At 53.1% G+C, this 14338-nt stretch carries 10 protein-coding genes and 1 tRNA gene; 10 read left to right on the forward strand and 1 reads right to left on the reverse strand.

Annotated features, from left to right (window positions below; genetic code table 11):
- The first annotated feature begins 106 nt into the window (after positions 1-106).
- The 9 genes from AB8B75_RS16155 to AB8B75_RS16195 all read left to right on the forward strand — a co-directional run bounded on the left by AB8B75_RS16155 (position 107) and on the right by AB8B75_RS16195 (position 9605).
- Entirely contained in the window at positions 107-724 is a 618-nt protein-coding gene (locus tag AB8B75_RS16155) for an ImuA family protein (protein ID WP_405363775.1), read from the forward strand.
- A 61-nt stretch (positions 725-785) separates the two neighbouring features.
- The gene (locus AB8B75_RS16160; RefSeq protein WP_405363776.1) at positions 786-1382 is read left to right on the forward strand and encodes a YceI family protein; all 597 of its coding nucleotides are present in this window, start codon (positions 786-788) and stop codon (positions 1380-1382) included.
- A 65-nt stretch (positions 1383-1447) separates the two neighbouring features.
- The gene (locus tag AB8B75_RS16165; protein ID WP_405363777.1) at positions 1448-2677 is read left to right on the forward strand and encodes an MFS transporter; all 1230 of its coding nucleotides are present in this window, start codon (positions 1448-1450) and stop codon (positions 2675-2677) included.
- 95 nt (positions 2678-2772) lie between these two features.
- The gene (gene metG, locus AB8B75_RS16170) at positions 2773-4494 is read left to right on the forward strand and encodes a methionine--tRNA ligase (protein ID WP_405363779.1); all 1722 of its coding nucleotides are present in this window, start codon (positions 2773-2775) and stop codon (positions 4492-4494) included.
- A gap of 268 nt (positions 4495-4762) precedes the next feature.
- Complete coding sequence (locus tag AB8B75_RS16175; RefSeq protein WP_405363781.1) at positions 4763-5263, forward strand: Lrp/AsnC family transcriptional regulator; 501 nt, start codon at positions 4763-4765, stop codon at positions 5261-5263.
- Positions 5264-5294: 31 nt separating this feature from the next.
- Positions 5295-5849: a tetratricopeptide repeat protein gene (locus AB8B75_RS16180; RefSeq protein WP_405363782.1), complete on the forward strand. Its 555-nt coding sequence runs from the start codon at positions 5295-5297 to the stop codon at positions 5847-5849.
- Positions 5850-6029: 180 nt separating this feature from the next.
- Positions 6030-6115: transfer RNA gene (locus AB8B75_RS16185), tRNA-Leu, on the forward strand.
- Positions 6116-6156: 41 nt separating this feature from the next.
- Entirely contained in the window at positions 6157-6600 is a 444-nt protein-coding gene (locus AB8B75_RS16190; protein WP_405363783.1) for a protein kinase domain-containing protein, read from the forward strand.
- 1115 nt (positions 6601-7715) lie between these two features.
- Positions 7716-9605 (forward strand): SLC13 family permease, encoded by a 1890-nt coding sequence (locus AB8B75_RS16195; protein WP_405363784.1) that lies wholly within the window; start codon positions 7716-7718, stop codon positions 9603-9605.
- A gap of 527 nt (positions 9606-10132) precedes the next feature.
- On the opposite strand, the gene AB8B75_RS16200 is transcribed toward AB8B75_RS16195, so the two are convergent.
- Positions 10133-10432 (reverse strand): hypothetical protein, encoded by a 300-nt coding sequence (locus AB8B75_RS16200; RefSeq protein ID WP_405363785.1) that lies wholly within the window; start codon positions 10430-10432, stop codon positions 10133-10135.
- A gap of 238 nt (positions 10433-10670) precedes the next feature.
- Between AB8B75_RS16200 and AB8B75_RS16205 the strand changes: the two genes are divergently transcribed.
- The gene (locus AB8B75_RS16205; RefSeq protein WP_405363786.1) at positions 10671-13847 is read left to right on the forward strand and encodes a CARDB domain-containing protein; all 3177 of its coding nucleotides are present in this window, start codon (positions 10671-10673) and stop codon (positions 13845-13847) included.
- Positions 13848-14338: the final 491 nt, after the last annotated feature.

A 14338-nucleotide genomic window follows, 5' to 3' on the forward strand; every position in this document is an offset into this window, starting at 1 on the left:
CACAGTAACTTGCCCCGTCGTCTCTGCAAGCGGCTTTAAAGCGAAAATGGTGTAAAAACAGGAAATCAGCATTGAGAACAAATATAGAACATTATATGCTTTTGAAATGCCTGCGCCTCACCCTCTCCTGACCCGACGTCCACAACGCACCGGGCCTACCTTGGCCCTGTTACCCTCAACGCCAGATCTGGCTCTGGCGCATGCCCGCGTGCATGAAGCTTGCGGCGCGGCGCGGCGGACACTGGCGCTTTGGCTTGCGGCGCAAACCCAAGGTCCGGTGATCTGGGTCGCACCGTCCTGGGTGCGCGAAGAATTGCATTGTGATGGTGTTGCCAGTTGGATCGATCCCGCGCGTCTGATCTTTGTACATCCCCGCCGCCCCGAAGACGTCTTGTGGACGATGGAAGAGATCCTGCGCGCCGGGGCTGTGTCCTTGGCGGTCGCGGACCTGCCCGGCCTGCCGGGGCTCACGCAGGTGCGTCGGATGCATCTGGCTGCGGAAACCGGTGCAACCGAAGGCAGATACGCGCCTTTAGGATTGCTGCTGACCCCAGGCGCTGGTGGCGCTGCCGGGGTGGAAACGCGTTGGCACCTCGCCCCGGCCCATGCCCAAGGTCCCGAGGGATGGCGGCTGGAACGTCTGCGCGCACGCACCGCCCCTCGGCAGAGCTGGGATATTCATCGCCCCCAAGCGGACATGCTCCCCAAGATCAAACCCGCGTGACCCGATTGGAAAGTCCCTGTAGAGATCTATCTTGAAGGTAACCCAAAGGACAAACCTACTCATGCCGCTCATGATCTCAAGACGTCTCCTGCTTTCAACCGGTCTGGCCAGTTTGGCAACCGCAGGACTGGCCGCCACAACACCCTATGATCTGCTTGCTGAGCGATCCAGCGTTTCCTTCATTTTTGATCTCAGCGGGAATTCGCAAACCGGCACGGTACCAATAAAAACGGCTGATATTCGGGTGAACACCAGAAATCTTGCAGCCTCAAGCGCTGACGTCACAACTGACATCCGCCAGGCAAAAGCCGGTGTGCTTTTTGTCACGCAAGCTCTGCTTAGCCCATCGGTCCTCGATGCCGAGACCCATCCCATCGTGCGCTACACCTCGACGCGCATCATTCTGGGTCAAGCGGGCCGCATTTCGGAAGGCGCCGAGATTGATGGCAATCTGACACTGCGCGGCGTCACACGCCCCTTGCGTCTGGCCGCAGAGCTTACCCGCCCCGCAGGCACGGCCGCCAATGATCTGTCTGTGCTGAACATCCGCCTGACGGGCGCGCTGAGCCGGGCGGCATTCGGCGCTAACGGCTATCCAAAGCTTGTAGATGACACGGTTCGGCTGGACATTTCTGCAGAAATTCGCGCCCGTAGCTAAAAACGACGCGCTTTGTCGAATAACCGATAGGCCACTGCACACATTGAGATATGGATTGCGTTGACATGCGCCTTCTTATTTCCTTTGCCGCTCTCTTTTTATCCGTGTTGTTGCTCCAACTGTCGTCCGGCGGTGTCGGGCCATTGGATGTGTTGTCAGGTCTGACGCTCGGTTTCACAAAACAAGAAATAGGTCTTCTGGGATCGGCGCATTTTCTTGGGTTTTTCATTGGTTGTTGGTGGGCGCCCCGCTTGATGGGAAGCGTTGGGCATTCTCGTGCCTTCGCGGCCTTCACGGCCGCAGGCGCCATCGGATTGATGAGCCATATGCTCTTGATCGACGCCTATGCTTGGGCTCTTATGCGGGTTGCGTCGGGGATGTGTGTTGCTGGGTGCTATACAGTGATCGAAGCCTGGTTGCAGGCGAAGGTTACAAATGAGACCCGTGGTCGCACAATGGGTGTTTACCGTGTCGTCGACATGACAGGGTCCATGGCGGCGCAGATGATGATCGGGTTTCTGGCACCTGCATCTTACGTCTCCTACAACCTGCTTGCGATCTTGTGCTGTGCCGCCCTCATTCCCCTGACGCTCACCACAGTGCGCCAACCCGAAACACCAGCTTCACCGCGTTTGCGACCCAGTCTGGCTCATACCAAATCGCCCCTTGCCGCGGCAGCGGTTTTGGTGGCGGCCCTGTCAAGCGCATCCTTTCGAATGGTTGGACCGGTTTATGGCACCGAGGTTGGACTAACAAATGATCAGATCGCCTACTTCCTGACGGCATTTGTCTTCGGCGGCGCGCTCGCACAAATTCCGGTTGGATGGATCGCAGATAAATACGACCGCCGGTGGGTTCTAATATGGTTGTCCGTTGCGGCTATTTTCAGTTCGGCCATGACGATTTTTGCAGCTGAACTCGGCACCTTAGGCATCATGCTGACTGCCGGGCTGTTTGGCCTCACAACTTTCCCAATTTACTCTGTCGCCGCGGCGCATGCACATGATTTTGCCAGTGACGATGAACGCGTTGAACTCTCTGCCGCGCTGATGTTCTACTTTGCGTTGGGTGCAATCGCCGCCCCCTATGCCGCGTCGCTCCTGATCGAAACCTACGGCCCGCAAGCGCTTTTTATGATGCTTGCGGCGGGGCATTTTTTACTTGTCGCCTTTGGCCTGATGCGAATGCGCGTGCGCGCGTCTCCTGTTGATCGGACCCGTTACATCTATTCCCCGCGCACGTCATTCACCATCGGTCGCTTGATCGGGTGGAGCCGAACAAAACCCCGTAAGTGAGCGTTATCCTACGCAACGAAAGGATTCACCGTGGCTCTTGTCGTAAAGCTGCGCTAGGAGATAGCCCGGTCACCAGTATTTTGAGAGGCTTTGCCATGGCGCGCCATCTAATCACATCCGCCATTCCCTACATCAACGGGATCAAACATCTTGGCAATCTGATAGGCAGCCAATTGCCGGCAGATTTGTTTGCGCGCTACATGCGTGCTCGCGGCCACGAAGTACTGTTTCTTTGTGCGACGGACGAACACGGTACGCCAGCCGAACTTGCCGCCGCCAAAGCCGGGAAGCCAGTAGCGGAATACTGCGCTGAAATGCATACGGTCCAGGCAAAGATCGCGCAGGGGTTTCGCCTGTCCTTTGACCACTTTGGCCGATCTTCCAGCCGGCAAAACCACGCGCTCACCCAGCATTTTGCAGGCCGTCTGGCCGATGCCGGTCTGATCACAGAAGTCAGTGAAAGACAGGTCTATTCCAATGAAGACGGTCGTTTTTTGCCTGACCGCTATATCGAAGGCACCTGCCCTAACTGTGGGTATGACAAAGCGCGGGGAGATCAGTGTGAAAACTGCACAAAGCAGCTGGAACCGACTGATCTGATAGATGCCCGGTCGGCTGTTTCCGGGTCTACTGATCTTGAAGTGCGCGAGACGAAACACCTTTATCTGAGGCAATCGTCCCTGAAAGATGAACTGGATCAATGGATTGACAGTAAAACCGATTGGCCAGTTCTGACCACCTCCATCGCAAAGAAATGGCTGCATGATGGCGACGGTCTGCGTGACCGGGGCATCACGAGAGATCTCGATTGGGGCATTCCGGTGCGCAAGGGCGACGAGGTCTGGCCTGGCATGGAAGAGAAGGTGTTTTACGTCTGGTTTGATGCACCCATTGAATACATCGCCTGCGCGCGTGAATGGGCCGACGCGCATGGCAAAGCGGAAACCGATTGGCAAAGATGGTGGCGCGTCGACAAGGGTGCGGATGACGTGCGCTATACGCAGTTCATGGGCAAGGACAACGTGCCCTTTCATACGCTCAGCTTCCCTGCTACGTTGATTGGCTCCGGTGAACCCTGGAAAATGGTCGATCACCTGAAATCGTTCAATTACCTCAACTATGATGGCGGGCAATTCTCCACGTCACAGGGCCGCGGCATCTTTATGGATCAGGCTTTGGAATTGCTACCGGCTGATTACTGGCGTTGGTGGCTTCTGAGCCATGCGCCGGAAAGCAGCGATTCCGAGTTTACGTGGGAGAATTTTCAAACTTCAGTGAACAAAGATCTCGCTGACGTGCTTGGGAATTTCATCAGTCGTATCACCAAGTTCTGTCGGTCGAAATTTGGCGAAGCAGTCCCTGAAGGTGGCGAATTGGGTGCCGAAGAAATTGCTCTTATCAAAGAACTTTCCGAGCGTTGTGCACGTTATGAAAGACTAATGGAGGAGATTGAAGTCAGAAAATCGGCACAAGAGTTGCGCGCGATTTGGGTCCTAGGCAACGAGTATCTTCAGACGGTCGCGCCTTGGAGCACGATCAAGACGGATCCCGAAAAAGCTGCAATGCAAACCCGGGTTGGTCTGAATTTGGCGCATCTCTATGGTGTGCTTTCTGCTCCGTTTTTGCCAGATGCTAGTGCGTCCATCTTGGGCGGCCTCCATGTGCAACAAGCAGAATGGCCAAAAGACATGTCGACATTCATGTCACGACTACAGCCGGGCCATGTTTTTTCCGTTCCCGAGGTTCTTTTTGCAAAGGTTACAGATGAAGAACGAGAACTTTGGCAACAACGGTTCGCTGGTGTCCGCTCCCAATAGTAGTGGATGCGATCTCCTTTGGTCTCGGGTCGTAGTGCTATCGCTAAAGCCAAACACGCATGCTGAAGCCCTTGCATATGGTAACAATAGCTTCTGACCAGCCTATAAAATTCGCGCGGCCAGTGTTCGGATCGCTGTTTAGGCCGTCCTTACCTCATCAACTAGAAACTCAAGACCACAGGTTATGTCATAGTCCTCAATAATTTATCTTGGAATACTCATGTAATTACGGTCATAAAGGCTGAAAATTGAGGGCCTGGAGGACAATATGGTCAAGATGGATGCCGAAAATGGTCAAAAAGAACAAATGCAACTTGATCGTTTTGATCGGGCAATTCTGGCAGTCCTGGCCGAGGACGGCCGCATCAGTATTACTGACTTGGCAAAACGCATCGGGCTGTCCAAGTCACCGACTCAGGCGCGCTTGCGCCGACTGGAACAGTCAGGTGTGATCATTGGCTATAGGGCTTTGCTGGATCCCATACAACTCGGGCTTGATCACGTCGCTTTTGTGGAAGTGCGGCTTCAGGATACACGAGAAAGCGCCCTGAGGGCGTTCAACTCGGCAATCGCCAAAGTACCAGAGATCGAACAAGCTCACATGATTGCCGGGAATTTCGACTATCTTCTGAAAGTCCGCACTCGGGATATGTCACGATATCGCCAGTTCCTTGGCGAAACGATTTCCATGTTGCCGCACGTCGCCGGTACGTCAACTTATGTTGCGATGGAAGCCGTGAAGGAGACGATGTTGGCAGAGACCACTTGACCAGAGCGACAACCATGCCACATTTCCGGCTATGAAAATCCTCACTGTTTTGTTCTCGTTTCTTGCGATCCCGCTGTTGGCGGCCTGCCCTGAGCCAGTAGACTACGGGCCCGAATTGGATAGCCTCTTTGAAGAAGCCCGCGCCGCGTCAAATGATATGGCCGGTCGAGAAGTCTCCAATAAGATGTGGCAAGTCTGGTTGCGTGCGCCTGATGCGGCGGCGCAAGAGGTGCTGGATAGGGGTATGAGAAATCGCGAAGTTTTTGATTTTGTAGGGGCTCTGGACCAGTTTTCGACCTTGATTGACTACTGTCCGACCTATGCCGAAGGGTTCAATCAGCGGGCCTACATTCATTTTTTGCGCGAAAATTATGAAGACGCGTTGATTGACTTGGATAGGGCGTTGGACCTTTCGCCTTTGCATGTGGCCGCGCAATCCGGGCGCGCACTGACTTTGATGAACCTTGGTCGCACAAATGAAGCGCGCGAACAATTGCAATCAGCACTCGAATTGAACCCATGGCTTTCAGAGCGATTTTTGCTTGAGCAAGGTGGACCGCTTGCCCCCTTGGGAAAAGACATCTGACCCAATCGCAACTGAATTTTCAGAGCTATGTATCGCTTAAAGTCACCGTGTACGCACTGGTTTACTGGTACCTGCAACACTTTGTGAATTTTTGAATTTGCTAACCTAAAACGAGTTTTAGAGAAATTTGGGTATTCGGGCTTGATTTCAACTCAAACCGGGGACTAAACAACAAGCGATGCGGGCGTGATGGAATGGTAGACATACCAGACTTAAAATCTGGAGGGCGTACGCCCGTGTGGGTTCGACTCCCACCGCCCGCACCAAATTTCCCTTTAATTCAAGGCGTTAAGAGTGAGAGGGCAAGATGGCATACCACACAATTAGAGAACGTGGCACAGGTGGTTTTGGCGTCGTGTACGAAGTGCGCGATGACGCAGGACGACACTTTGCTTTGAAGGCGCTGAAGCCAGAAGCAGAGGCTGAAAACCCAGGAGTCGATCTTGGTGCGCGATTTAGGCGTGAAGTTAAGTACCAAAGCGCGATTGATCATCCAAATGTAGTTAAGATTTTTGAACACCGTCTCGAGGATACGCCTCCCTGGTTCATTATGAAACTTGCTCAATGCAGTCTTTCTGATGAACTTGGTGTCCGCACAAACCATCCCCAACCCGCCATTCTGAAATTCTGTGCCGACCAATCAATCGACATCCAAGATGTGCCCAAAAAAGGTTTAGCAGGGGTCGCGATCTCCCTGGAAACGGCTCTGTCAAGTTTCAACAGCAACTGGTTCGCGATATTGCCGAAATAGACCTGCACTCCATTCAGTGTTCGGTTGAAAATAGGGTGCCAACGGTTTCGGTTGGCCCAATCACTTCCATACGCGGATGGCCAAACGCGGAAATTTGGTGATCCCAATGGCGGTAAATCAAAATTTTGGGATTGGAGTAAAACAATGCCTCGCCGTCAGAACAATATCGGTTGTGATCCGCTTAGCAGTGCAAAACCCGGAGTTGGCAGTTGCTGTAGGATTGGCATCCAAATCGGTCAATACAGTCGCGTTTCTTGTAGGGATGCTCGGATTATTGCCATCGAAGGTTATGGCCAAAATCGCGGAGCCCATGTCCCGAGCGAAGCTGTTGTTGCCAATAAAATAACAGAGATTGCCGAGTTTATTAACGTCATCCTGAAAGTCGTATGCATCTTTGATCCTCCATCTTGAAATTTAACACATCATAGAAATGGACCTTACTAACCTTTAGCTTTGCGTTGTCACTTTAGTACGTCGATTTTTTGGGGGCGTTAAATCATGTGCTCGGCTTTCAGTTTCGGATGATGATATTTCTGTATTGGTATCAAATGTTTGGAGACTTATTTTCATTGGAAACAGTGCTTTGTTTTCAGCCCAAACTATTAAGGCCCAACGTCATAGGCGGCCAATTCTACTTCAGCCACATTGGGTGGATGGTCGTTGTCGAAATGCATAGCAGATCCCTGGGTCAGCCCTAGCAAAACCAATCTTAAGTGTCCTTCCAACTGTTTTGAGCAAGAGGTGTATCTTGGAGCCTGACGAGCATCTGCTTTGGAGGCGTGTTCAACTTGATCGTACTTTGCCTTCCGCCCGCCTAGTGAAACTTGTCCAAGCACGCTCAAAGTGTCGAAACCGCGATGAACGCGGGTATTGCCGGGCCGCAACGCTGCATGCCGATCTGTCGGTGATCGACCGGCTAGAGCTGATTTCGAAACTTTGCAAAAAACCGACATCCGTCAATTTCGACAGATATATTGAAAGGACCGCTGATCCAACCCAGACACCAGATTCATGGAATTGTTGACGGGTACCAATGCCACTGGCCGATCGTTTTGGCTGAATTGGACCTATGCCTGATGGTAAACCGACGCTAGTCTTCCGTTTGGGGAGAAACGATGGAAGCGACAGTTCTGACGTTCGAAATGATGGTGGTTCTTGGGCTTCTTGCCTTCACCGTGTTCCTGTTCGTGTCAGAGATCATCCGCATCGATTTGGCGGCTGTCCTAGTGATGGTGATTTTGGGGGTTCTGAGCACTCTGCCCGGTCTGGAAAATCTCGCCGACCGTGCTGACCTCTTTGCAGGGTTCTCGTCGAACGCAGTCATCTCGATTATTGCGGTGATGATCATCGGTGCCGGGCTGGACAAGACAGGTCTGATGTCCAAGGTTGCCACGCTGATTTTGAAACGGGGCGGCACGACCGAAACCCGGATTATCCCGATCGTGTCAGGCACAGTGGGTGTCATCAGTTCTTTCATGCAGAACGTTGGGGCTGCGGCATTGTTCCTTCCGGTTATCAGTCGGATATCTGCCAGGACAGAAATACCAATGAGCCGTTTGGCTATGCCCATGGGGTTCTGCGCCATTCTTGGTGGCACCATTACCATGGTCGGTTCCTCACCACTCATCTTGCTGAATGACTTGCTGATTTCAGTCAATCGAACTTTACCTGCCGATCAGCAGATGCAGCCTTTTGGCCTCTTCTCGGTTACGCCAATCGGGATGATGCTGGTACTGACAGGGGTGCTCTATTTCGTGTTTTTGGGCCGTTGGATCCTACCCGGTCAACGGGGTCGCGGCGAAGACGCGGGCGCTGCACGGTCGATGCAGTCTTACGTTGAGAATACCTATGGGCTGCGTGCCGATATGTTCGAAGTGAGCGTGCCAGAGGGTTCTATATTGATCGGCCAAAAGCTGGCAGATATTATGGTCGCACATCACATCTATATTCTTGGCACGTCTTATAGGGGTCACAAGGTTATTGCGCCCATGGCGGATACAGTGATCGAGGCACCGGCACGTTTGGCAATTCTGGGATTGCGGCGCGTCCTGTATGACGAATTTGCCGAGCCTTATGGTTTGGAAATAATGTCCGAACTGGACGTCTTCGCAGATGATTTTGCCGCAACGGAATCTGGGGTGGCCGAAGTGGTCATCCCACCGGGCTCATCCGTTATTGGCCAATCGCCCATCGAACTTCGCCTGCGCCAGACACATGGTCTGTCCATTCTGGCGATCCACCGTGGCGAAGAAACATTAAGCCACGTTGAAACCGAAGACCACGTCGCGACCCATATCGGTGAGGTGCTCTTGCAGGCCGGCGACACATTGGTTGTCCATGTTCAATGGGAGAGATTGACCCGACTGAAGTCCGATCAGGATTTTGTGGTCGTGACATCTGACTTCCCACAGGAGGAGTTGCGCCCGCATAAGGTCAACTGGGCAATTGGGTTCTTTTTGATGACGCTCGGGTTGATATTGTTTACGGATTTGCTTCTGTCGCTTGCACTGCTGGCGGGAGCGGTGGGTATGATCCTATCGCGCGTGCTTTCAATCGATGAAGCCTATGATGCGGTGGGGTGGAGTACAGTGTTTCTGCTTGCATCACTAATTCCTCTGGGTCAGGCGGTCCAAAACACCGGTACTGCTGCTTGGATTGCGGAGCAGATCTTGTCGCTCTTGAACGGATGGCCGATCTGGTCCCTGCAAACTGGCGTGGCCATCCTGGCGACGATCTTTACGTTGGTTATGTCGAATGTTGGCGCGACAGTCTTACTTGTGCCCTTGGCGATTTCCATTGCGATCTCTTCAGGAGGTGACCCAGCGATCTTCGCGTTAACGGTGGCAATTTCGACTTCGAACTCATTCCTGATCCCAACACATCAAGTCAACGCGCTGATCATGGGACCGGCGGGTTACCGTGTTGTGGATTTCGTTCGCTCGGGAGGGATCATGACTGTCTTGTTTCTGATCGTTTCCATGACTGGACTCACAATCTTCTTTTAAAGGAGGGAAAAGGATTTCACAGCGGGCCATTGCCGAACAACTGAACCTAGTTGCCACCCATGACCGCTTTGCATTTAGCAATTTGGGATCATCGCAAATTGGGCGAATGGCTGCGTTCTCAGAAAAAGCTACTGTCTGTCGAAGCATTCGCGCCGGTTTTCGTTGCGAGCTTTGTTGTCTTGGAATTGAAGTGGTCGAGTGACAAGGCAACTTTGAAGTTCACTTCAAGGGCGACGGTTTGGTCTCCGGGCGCAACAGAAAATTTTAAGTTCCAACGTTCTTCGGGCGGAAATCAGCCGACCCTAACAGCACCGTAAACCAGCGGGCTGTGGCCAATGGAAAGGAGTTTGCTCGCCGCGCCATCACAATGTGCCTCTGAGTCCAAAACAGGACATCGCGACGCTCTGCTACTTTGTACCTGCAACGTGAAAATTGCGACGGGTGTAAATTTCTTCGCCTTGGCGCTTAGGATTTGCGGCTGGTTGTTCATTTTGACAGTTTCAAAGATCGAAATCCGGATCGGTAAGTCACATTTCAAACAGGCAATCCACCGCAACTAATTCGATGATCTCTTTGGTTTGAGCAGCCTCGAAAGACCCGAACTTACTCATTTTTTTACTTGTAGCAGTTTCTCTTTTTATGACCTGCGCCATCTTCGCTCGCGCATCGTCACGATGGCTGACAGAGAAAAGTTTACAACTTGCGTCCAAATGGTTCGTGGTATGCGTGAAGCTGTTTGGCAAAGAAGGTCTGAATGGCGTTTTCAGGCTGAAGCTCGCGTCTTTGCGAGCGCAATATTTGGAATAAGCAAGACTACATTCAGCCATTTTCAAGTGCCCATATCACGACTAACGACGGCATCAGATTTGAGGCAGGCCTCGACCGGAAGCATCATTGCGATCCTGCTTTGATTTGGTGTCGGAAAGAGGTCCGATACAATTCCACGTCGAAATTTGGACAAAACTATGCTATGTTTTCGGCATTTAGATTAAATTAAATTATAGTTGGATTTTAATGATGTTGAATTTTTTCGACTTCGCGAGAGTCGTGGTCATTGGACTAGGCGTGACTACAATCCCTACCCTAGCAACTGCTCAATTTGATGTCGGTGGCGTCTTTAACTGCCCCCTTGGAGATTGCGACGCAAACACCTCCGACGAAGGTGGCGACCATCATGGCATAAGCTTGCAGGACCACCGCGCCGAAGCGCGGGCGTCAGGCAATGGTGCATTACAACGCTCTGCCTTCGCTGAGGTCGGCGTGCGGTTTCGCCCATGTTTCAGCGGAACCACCACCCTTGCGATGAGCAATATTCACCTGCGCGGCCGGTTGCGCGGATTTGGTGGTGGCTCCGTGATCCGAGGTGAGGTCGATGTTCGCACGATCCTGCGTGACATTACGAACGACGTAGAACTGGCGAATGATCTCATTTATGAACGCGAAGAGCGCGGAACAGCTGGAACCACAGTAAATCTCAATATCAACAGAACATTCGATCAGTCGATAACGGCAACTTTGACTGCAGGCGTCAGCTACGACTTCGTGGTGCGCGTAAATACCCGCAAGTTTGGCTTAAACGGTATGTCGGACTTCCAGCAAGGCGCGCGCGAGGTCACGTTCGACGAAGTGACGATCGTTCCGATACTGGATGACACCGACGGCGACGGCCTGCCCGATCAGTGGGAAGTGTCTGGTATCGACCAGGATTGTGATGGCTCTCCGGATCTCGACCTTCCGGCCATGGGAGCCGACCCAACGGTCAAAGATATTTTTGTGGAGTTGGACTGGATGACCGGTCAAGAGCCAACGCAGGCGGCGGTTGCGGCCGTGGTTCAGTCCTTCGCACTTGCTCCCGCGAACGCCGGCGGAGTCAGCACTCCCGGCGAGGGCATCAACCTGTGGGTTGATACCGGCAATCTCACCGATCCCACGGCCTCCGAAGACGGCGCAGGTGCCAATACATGCGGCGATGGTTTTGACAATGGTGGCGGTGACGGATCGGACCAATTAGATACGGACTGCCTCGTTGGTGCGCTTGCGTTTTCCAGTCTTCCGGACGGAGGTAATCTTGGCGGCGGCAATGGCTTCCCGGTTAGCGGAGTGCCCGATTTGTTCGTTGATTCCGATGATGATGGTGAAACAGATTTTGCAGAAGCGAAATTTGATCCCGCACGGGGAAATTTTGATCCCATCCGCGAACAGGTCTTTCGGTATGGCATCAACGCTGTCGCTGGCGGACCACTCCCCAACATGGGCGGACAGGCGCGCGGAAACGATTTTCTACTGTTCAATCAGAATGCCGGGCTTCTGATGCATGAGATCGGACACACGCTCGGACTAGATCATGGCGGTCCAGATGAGGAAGAACCCACAACCAATGACGTGAATTGCAAACCCAACTACGTCAGCGTCATGAACTACCGCTTTCAGGGTGGAATCATGGTGGCCGGAGGTGTGCCCAACGGACAAGACATTGATGGCGACGGCACCGGTGATGGATTTATTCTCGATTACTCACCGCCGCGATTTGCCAACGGGCGCGGCTTTGCGCCGCTTGCGGATATTGATGAAACAGCTTGGGATGAAACGATCGTTCAAGATGGCTCGGATGCTGCCAATTTCTCCGCTTGGACTCTAAACAATCAAGCGCTGGTCACAGGACGTTTGAATGCAACGCCAGACTGGGACGGAGATGGTACGCCGGGCGCTCAACAGGCTCCGCCAACTATCGATTTCAACAATGCGTTTTGGAATCCGGCCGCCAGCGAGGGTGGTGTAGGCATAAACACCTGCAATGACATGATGGACAATGATGGAAACGGCGCAGTGGATGCGGCCGATGCCAGCTGTATCGGAACACCCCGCTGCGGCGACGCGTCCAATGCGAACGTCCAGCAGTATTCCGGTGCAGATGACTGGAGCAACGTGGTTCTCGATCCAAACCGGAATGCTCTGGTCGCTGAGGGTGACATTCCTGGTTGGAACGAAGAGCCGTCGGCTGAAGACATCGACTTTGTCGTGGCAAGCCTCCAAACCACGGATCTCGCTGTTGTGGCCAAAACGGCGAGCCCAGATCCGGTTGTGGCCGGCCAACCTGTCGACTTTACGATCACTGTGGAGAACCGAGGTGGAAATGCTACTGCAGATGTGCAGGTTACGGATGTTCTGGATCAGCGATTGCATTTTGTAGACGGATCGCCCAACTGCACGGCCATTGGCCAAGAAGTCACCTGCGCCCTTGGTGGCCTTGCGCCAGGCGAAACGCGGGATGCCGTGATTAATGCACGGGTCAGCGTTGACGTGGTATGTGCGCCAGATGCGCAATTTGCGACTCTGACAAATGTTGCTGAAGTTGTGAATTCAGGCGGCTACGATACCGATCCGTCAAACAATTCCGGTCGCACAACGGTCGATGTTCTCTGCGCCCGATATGAGTACGCCGCAAAATACATATGCGGTGGCAACAACGACCCGAAAGACCCGCGTCTTGTTCCGGGTGATTTCAGGACAACCGTCAACGTCCACAACCCCAATGACGAGCGTGTGACATTCTTCAAGAAGATTGCGCTTAGTTTCCCGCCGGAAAAGCAACTTGCCGGGCGGGTTGTTCCCATTGGACTTGATGAACTGGACTACGACGAAGCTCTGAAAGCAGATTGCTCCGAGGCGCGCGACCTGATCGGGACGCAAGGCTATGTTGAAGGCTATCTGATCGTGCAATCGCCACTGAGCCTTGATGTCGATGCGGTGTATACGACGCAAGTGACGCAAAAGGAGGGCGGTATCTCGACGAGCATTGATGTCGAAGAAGTTTCTGAAAGAGAACGCAAGGAAGGTCCCCGTCCGGATCTTGTTGTCCTGCCGACCAACCCTGAGCCACCGTTCGATTCGCAGTTTGATGTGCAATTGCCCGAAGGTGTCCCCAACGCGCTATATTGCGGCGACAACGGGCCGAGCGGTGGTCCGGCCCGATCCGTCGCGGCCACGGTACGCAATATCGGTATGGGTGATGCGGGGCCTTCTACGTTGCGGATTTCATTCGCGGGTAGTACGACCATCGACACGGTTATCCCCGCGCTGCCCGCTGGCGATGACATGGATGTGTCGGTCAACATTCCGCGCGATTGCTATGCGAACGCATCCTGCGCATTCGAACTTGCCGTCGATCATGGCAACATGTTGATTGAACAGGACGAAAGCAACAACGACGATGAAAGCTTGTGCTTGTCGCCAGCAGGGTGACATTTCCGCGCGTTATGCAGAATAGGGCGCCCTTCTTTTGGGCGCCCTTTTGGACAAAGAGCTAAGCCTGTTCGACAAAACCAGCCCTTCGGAGCGATGTCAAATTTCCAAACTATGTTGATAAGGCAGCTTATCAGATAACGCCACTGCAATGGTTCGGTTTGGATTTACCGGGACTTTTCAAGTGAATTTCGGGAAATGGGATTTTCGCTTCGGTTCCAAGAACCTCAAGTCGTAGGTGCGATGAAACACTGAGTGGCTGATTGCCGCATCTGCCATAACAGTTTTTCCACGACACGGTCTTTCACAAGTTGGAAATATCGAGTTGTGAACGAATGGCAACAATGAGTAAGCCGTGGTGCGGCATCTAACCTTTTGCAGTAGATTCACAATGGGCCATTCAATGACTGCGGCCAGGCTCTGGCATGACAGATGCTGACCTGCTGCTGGTTCCGGCCTCCGAAGCGATGCAGAAAGGCGCGTTAGCAATT

It is taken from the genome of Roseobacter sp. (assembly GCF_045106495.1).
Classification (GTDB): Bacteria; Pseudomonadota; Alphaproteobacteria; order Rhodobacterales; family Rhodobacteraceae; genus Roseobacter.

What these genes read in the sequence shown, in the direction of transcription:
- metG (WP_405363779.1), top strand. Translation starts at nt 2,773, where the DNA reads ATGGCGCGCCATCTAATCACATCCGCCATTCCCTACATCAACGGGATC.
- AB8B75_RS16165 (WP_405363777.1), top strand. Translation starts at nt 1,448, where the DNA reads ATGCGCCTTCTTATTTCCTTTGCCGCTCTCTTTTTATCCGTGTTGTTG.
- AB8B75_RS16155 (WP_405363775.1), top strand. Translation starts at nt 107, where the DNA reads ATGCCTGCGCCTCACCCTCTCCTGACCCGACGTCCACAACGCACCGGG.
- AB8B75_RS16160 (WP_405363776.1), top strand. Translation starts at nt 786, where the DNA reads ATGCCGCTCATGATCTCAAGACGTCTCCTGCTTTCAACCGGTCTGGCC.
- AB8B75_RS16190 (WP_405363783.1), top strand. Translation starts at nt 6,157, where the DNA reads ATGGCATACCACACAATTAGAGAACGTGGCACAGGTGGTTTTGGCGTC.
- AB8B75_RS16200 (WP_405363785.1), bottom strand. Translation starts at nt 10,432, where the DNA reads ATGGCTGAATGTAGTCTTGCTTATTCCAAATATTGCGCTCGCAAAGAC.
- AB8B75_RS16180 (WP_405363782.1), top strand. Translation starts at nt 5,295, where the DNA reads ATGAAAATCCTCACTGTTTTGTTCTCGTTTCTTGCGATCCCGCTGTTG.
- AB8B75_RS16175 (WP_405363781.1), top strand. Translation starts at nt 4,763, where the DNA reads ATGGTCAAGATGGATGCCGAAAATGGTCAAAAAGAACAAATGCAACTT.
- AB8B75_RS16195 (WP_405363784.1), top strand. Translation starts at nt 7,716, where the DNA reads ATGGAAGCGACAGTTCTGACGTTCGAAATGATGGTGGTTCTTGGGCTT.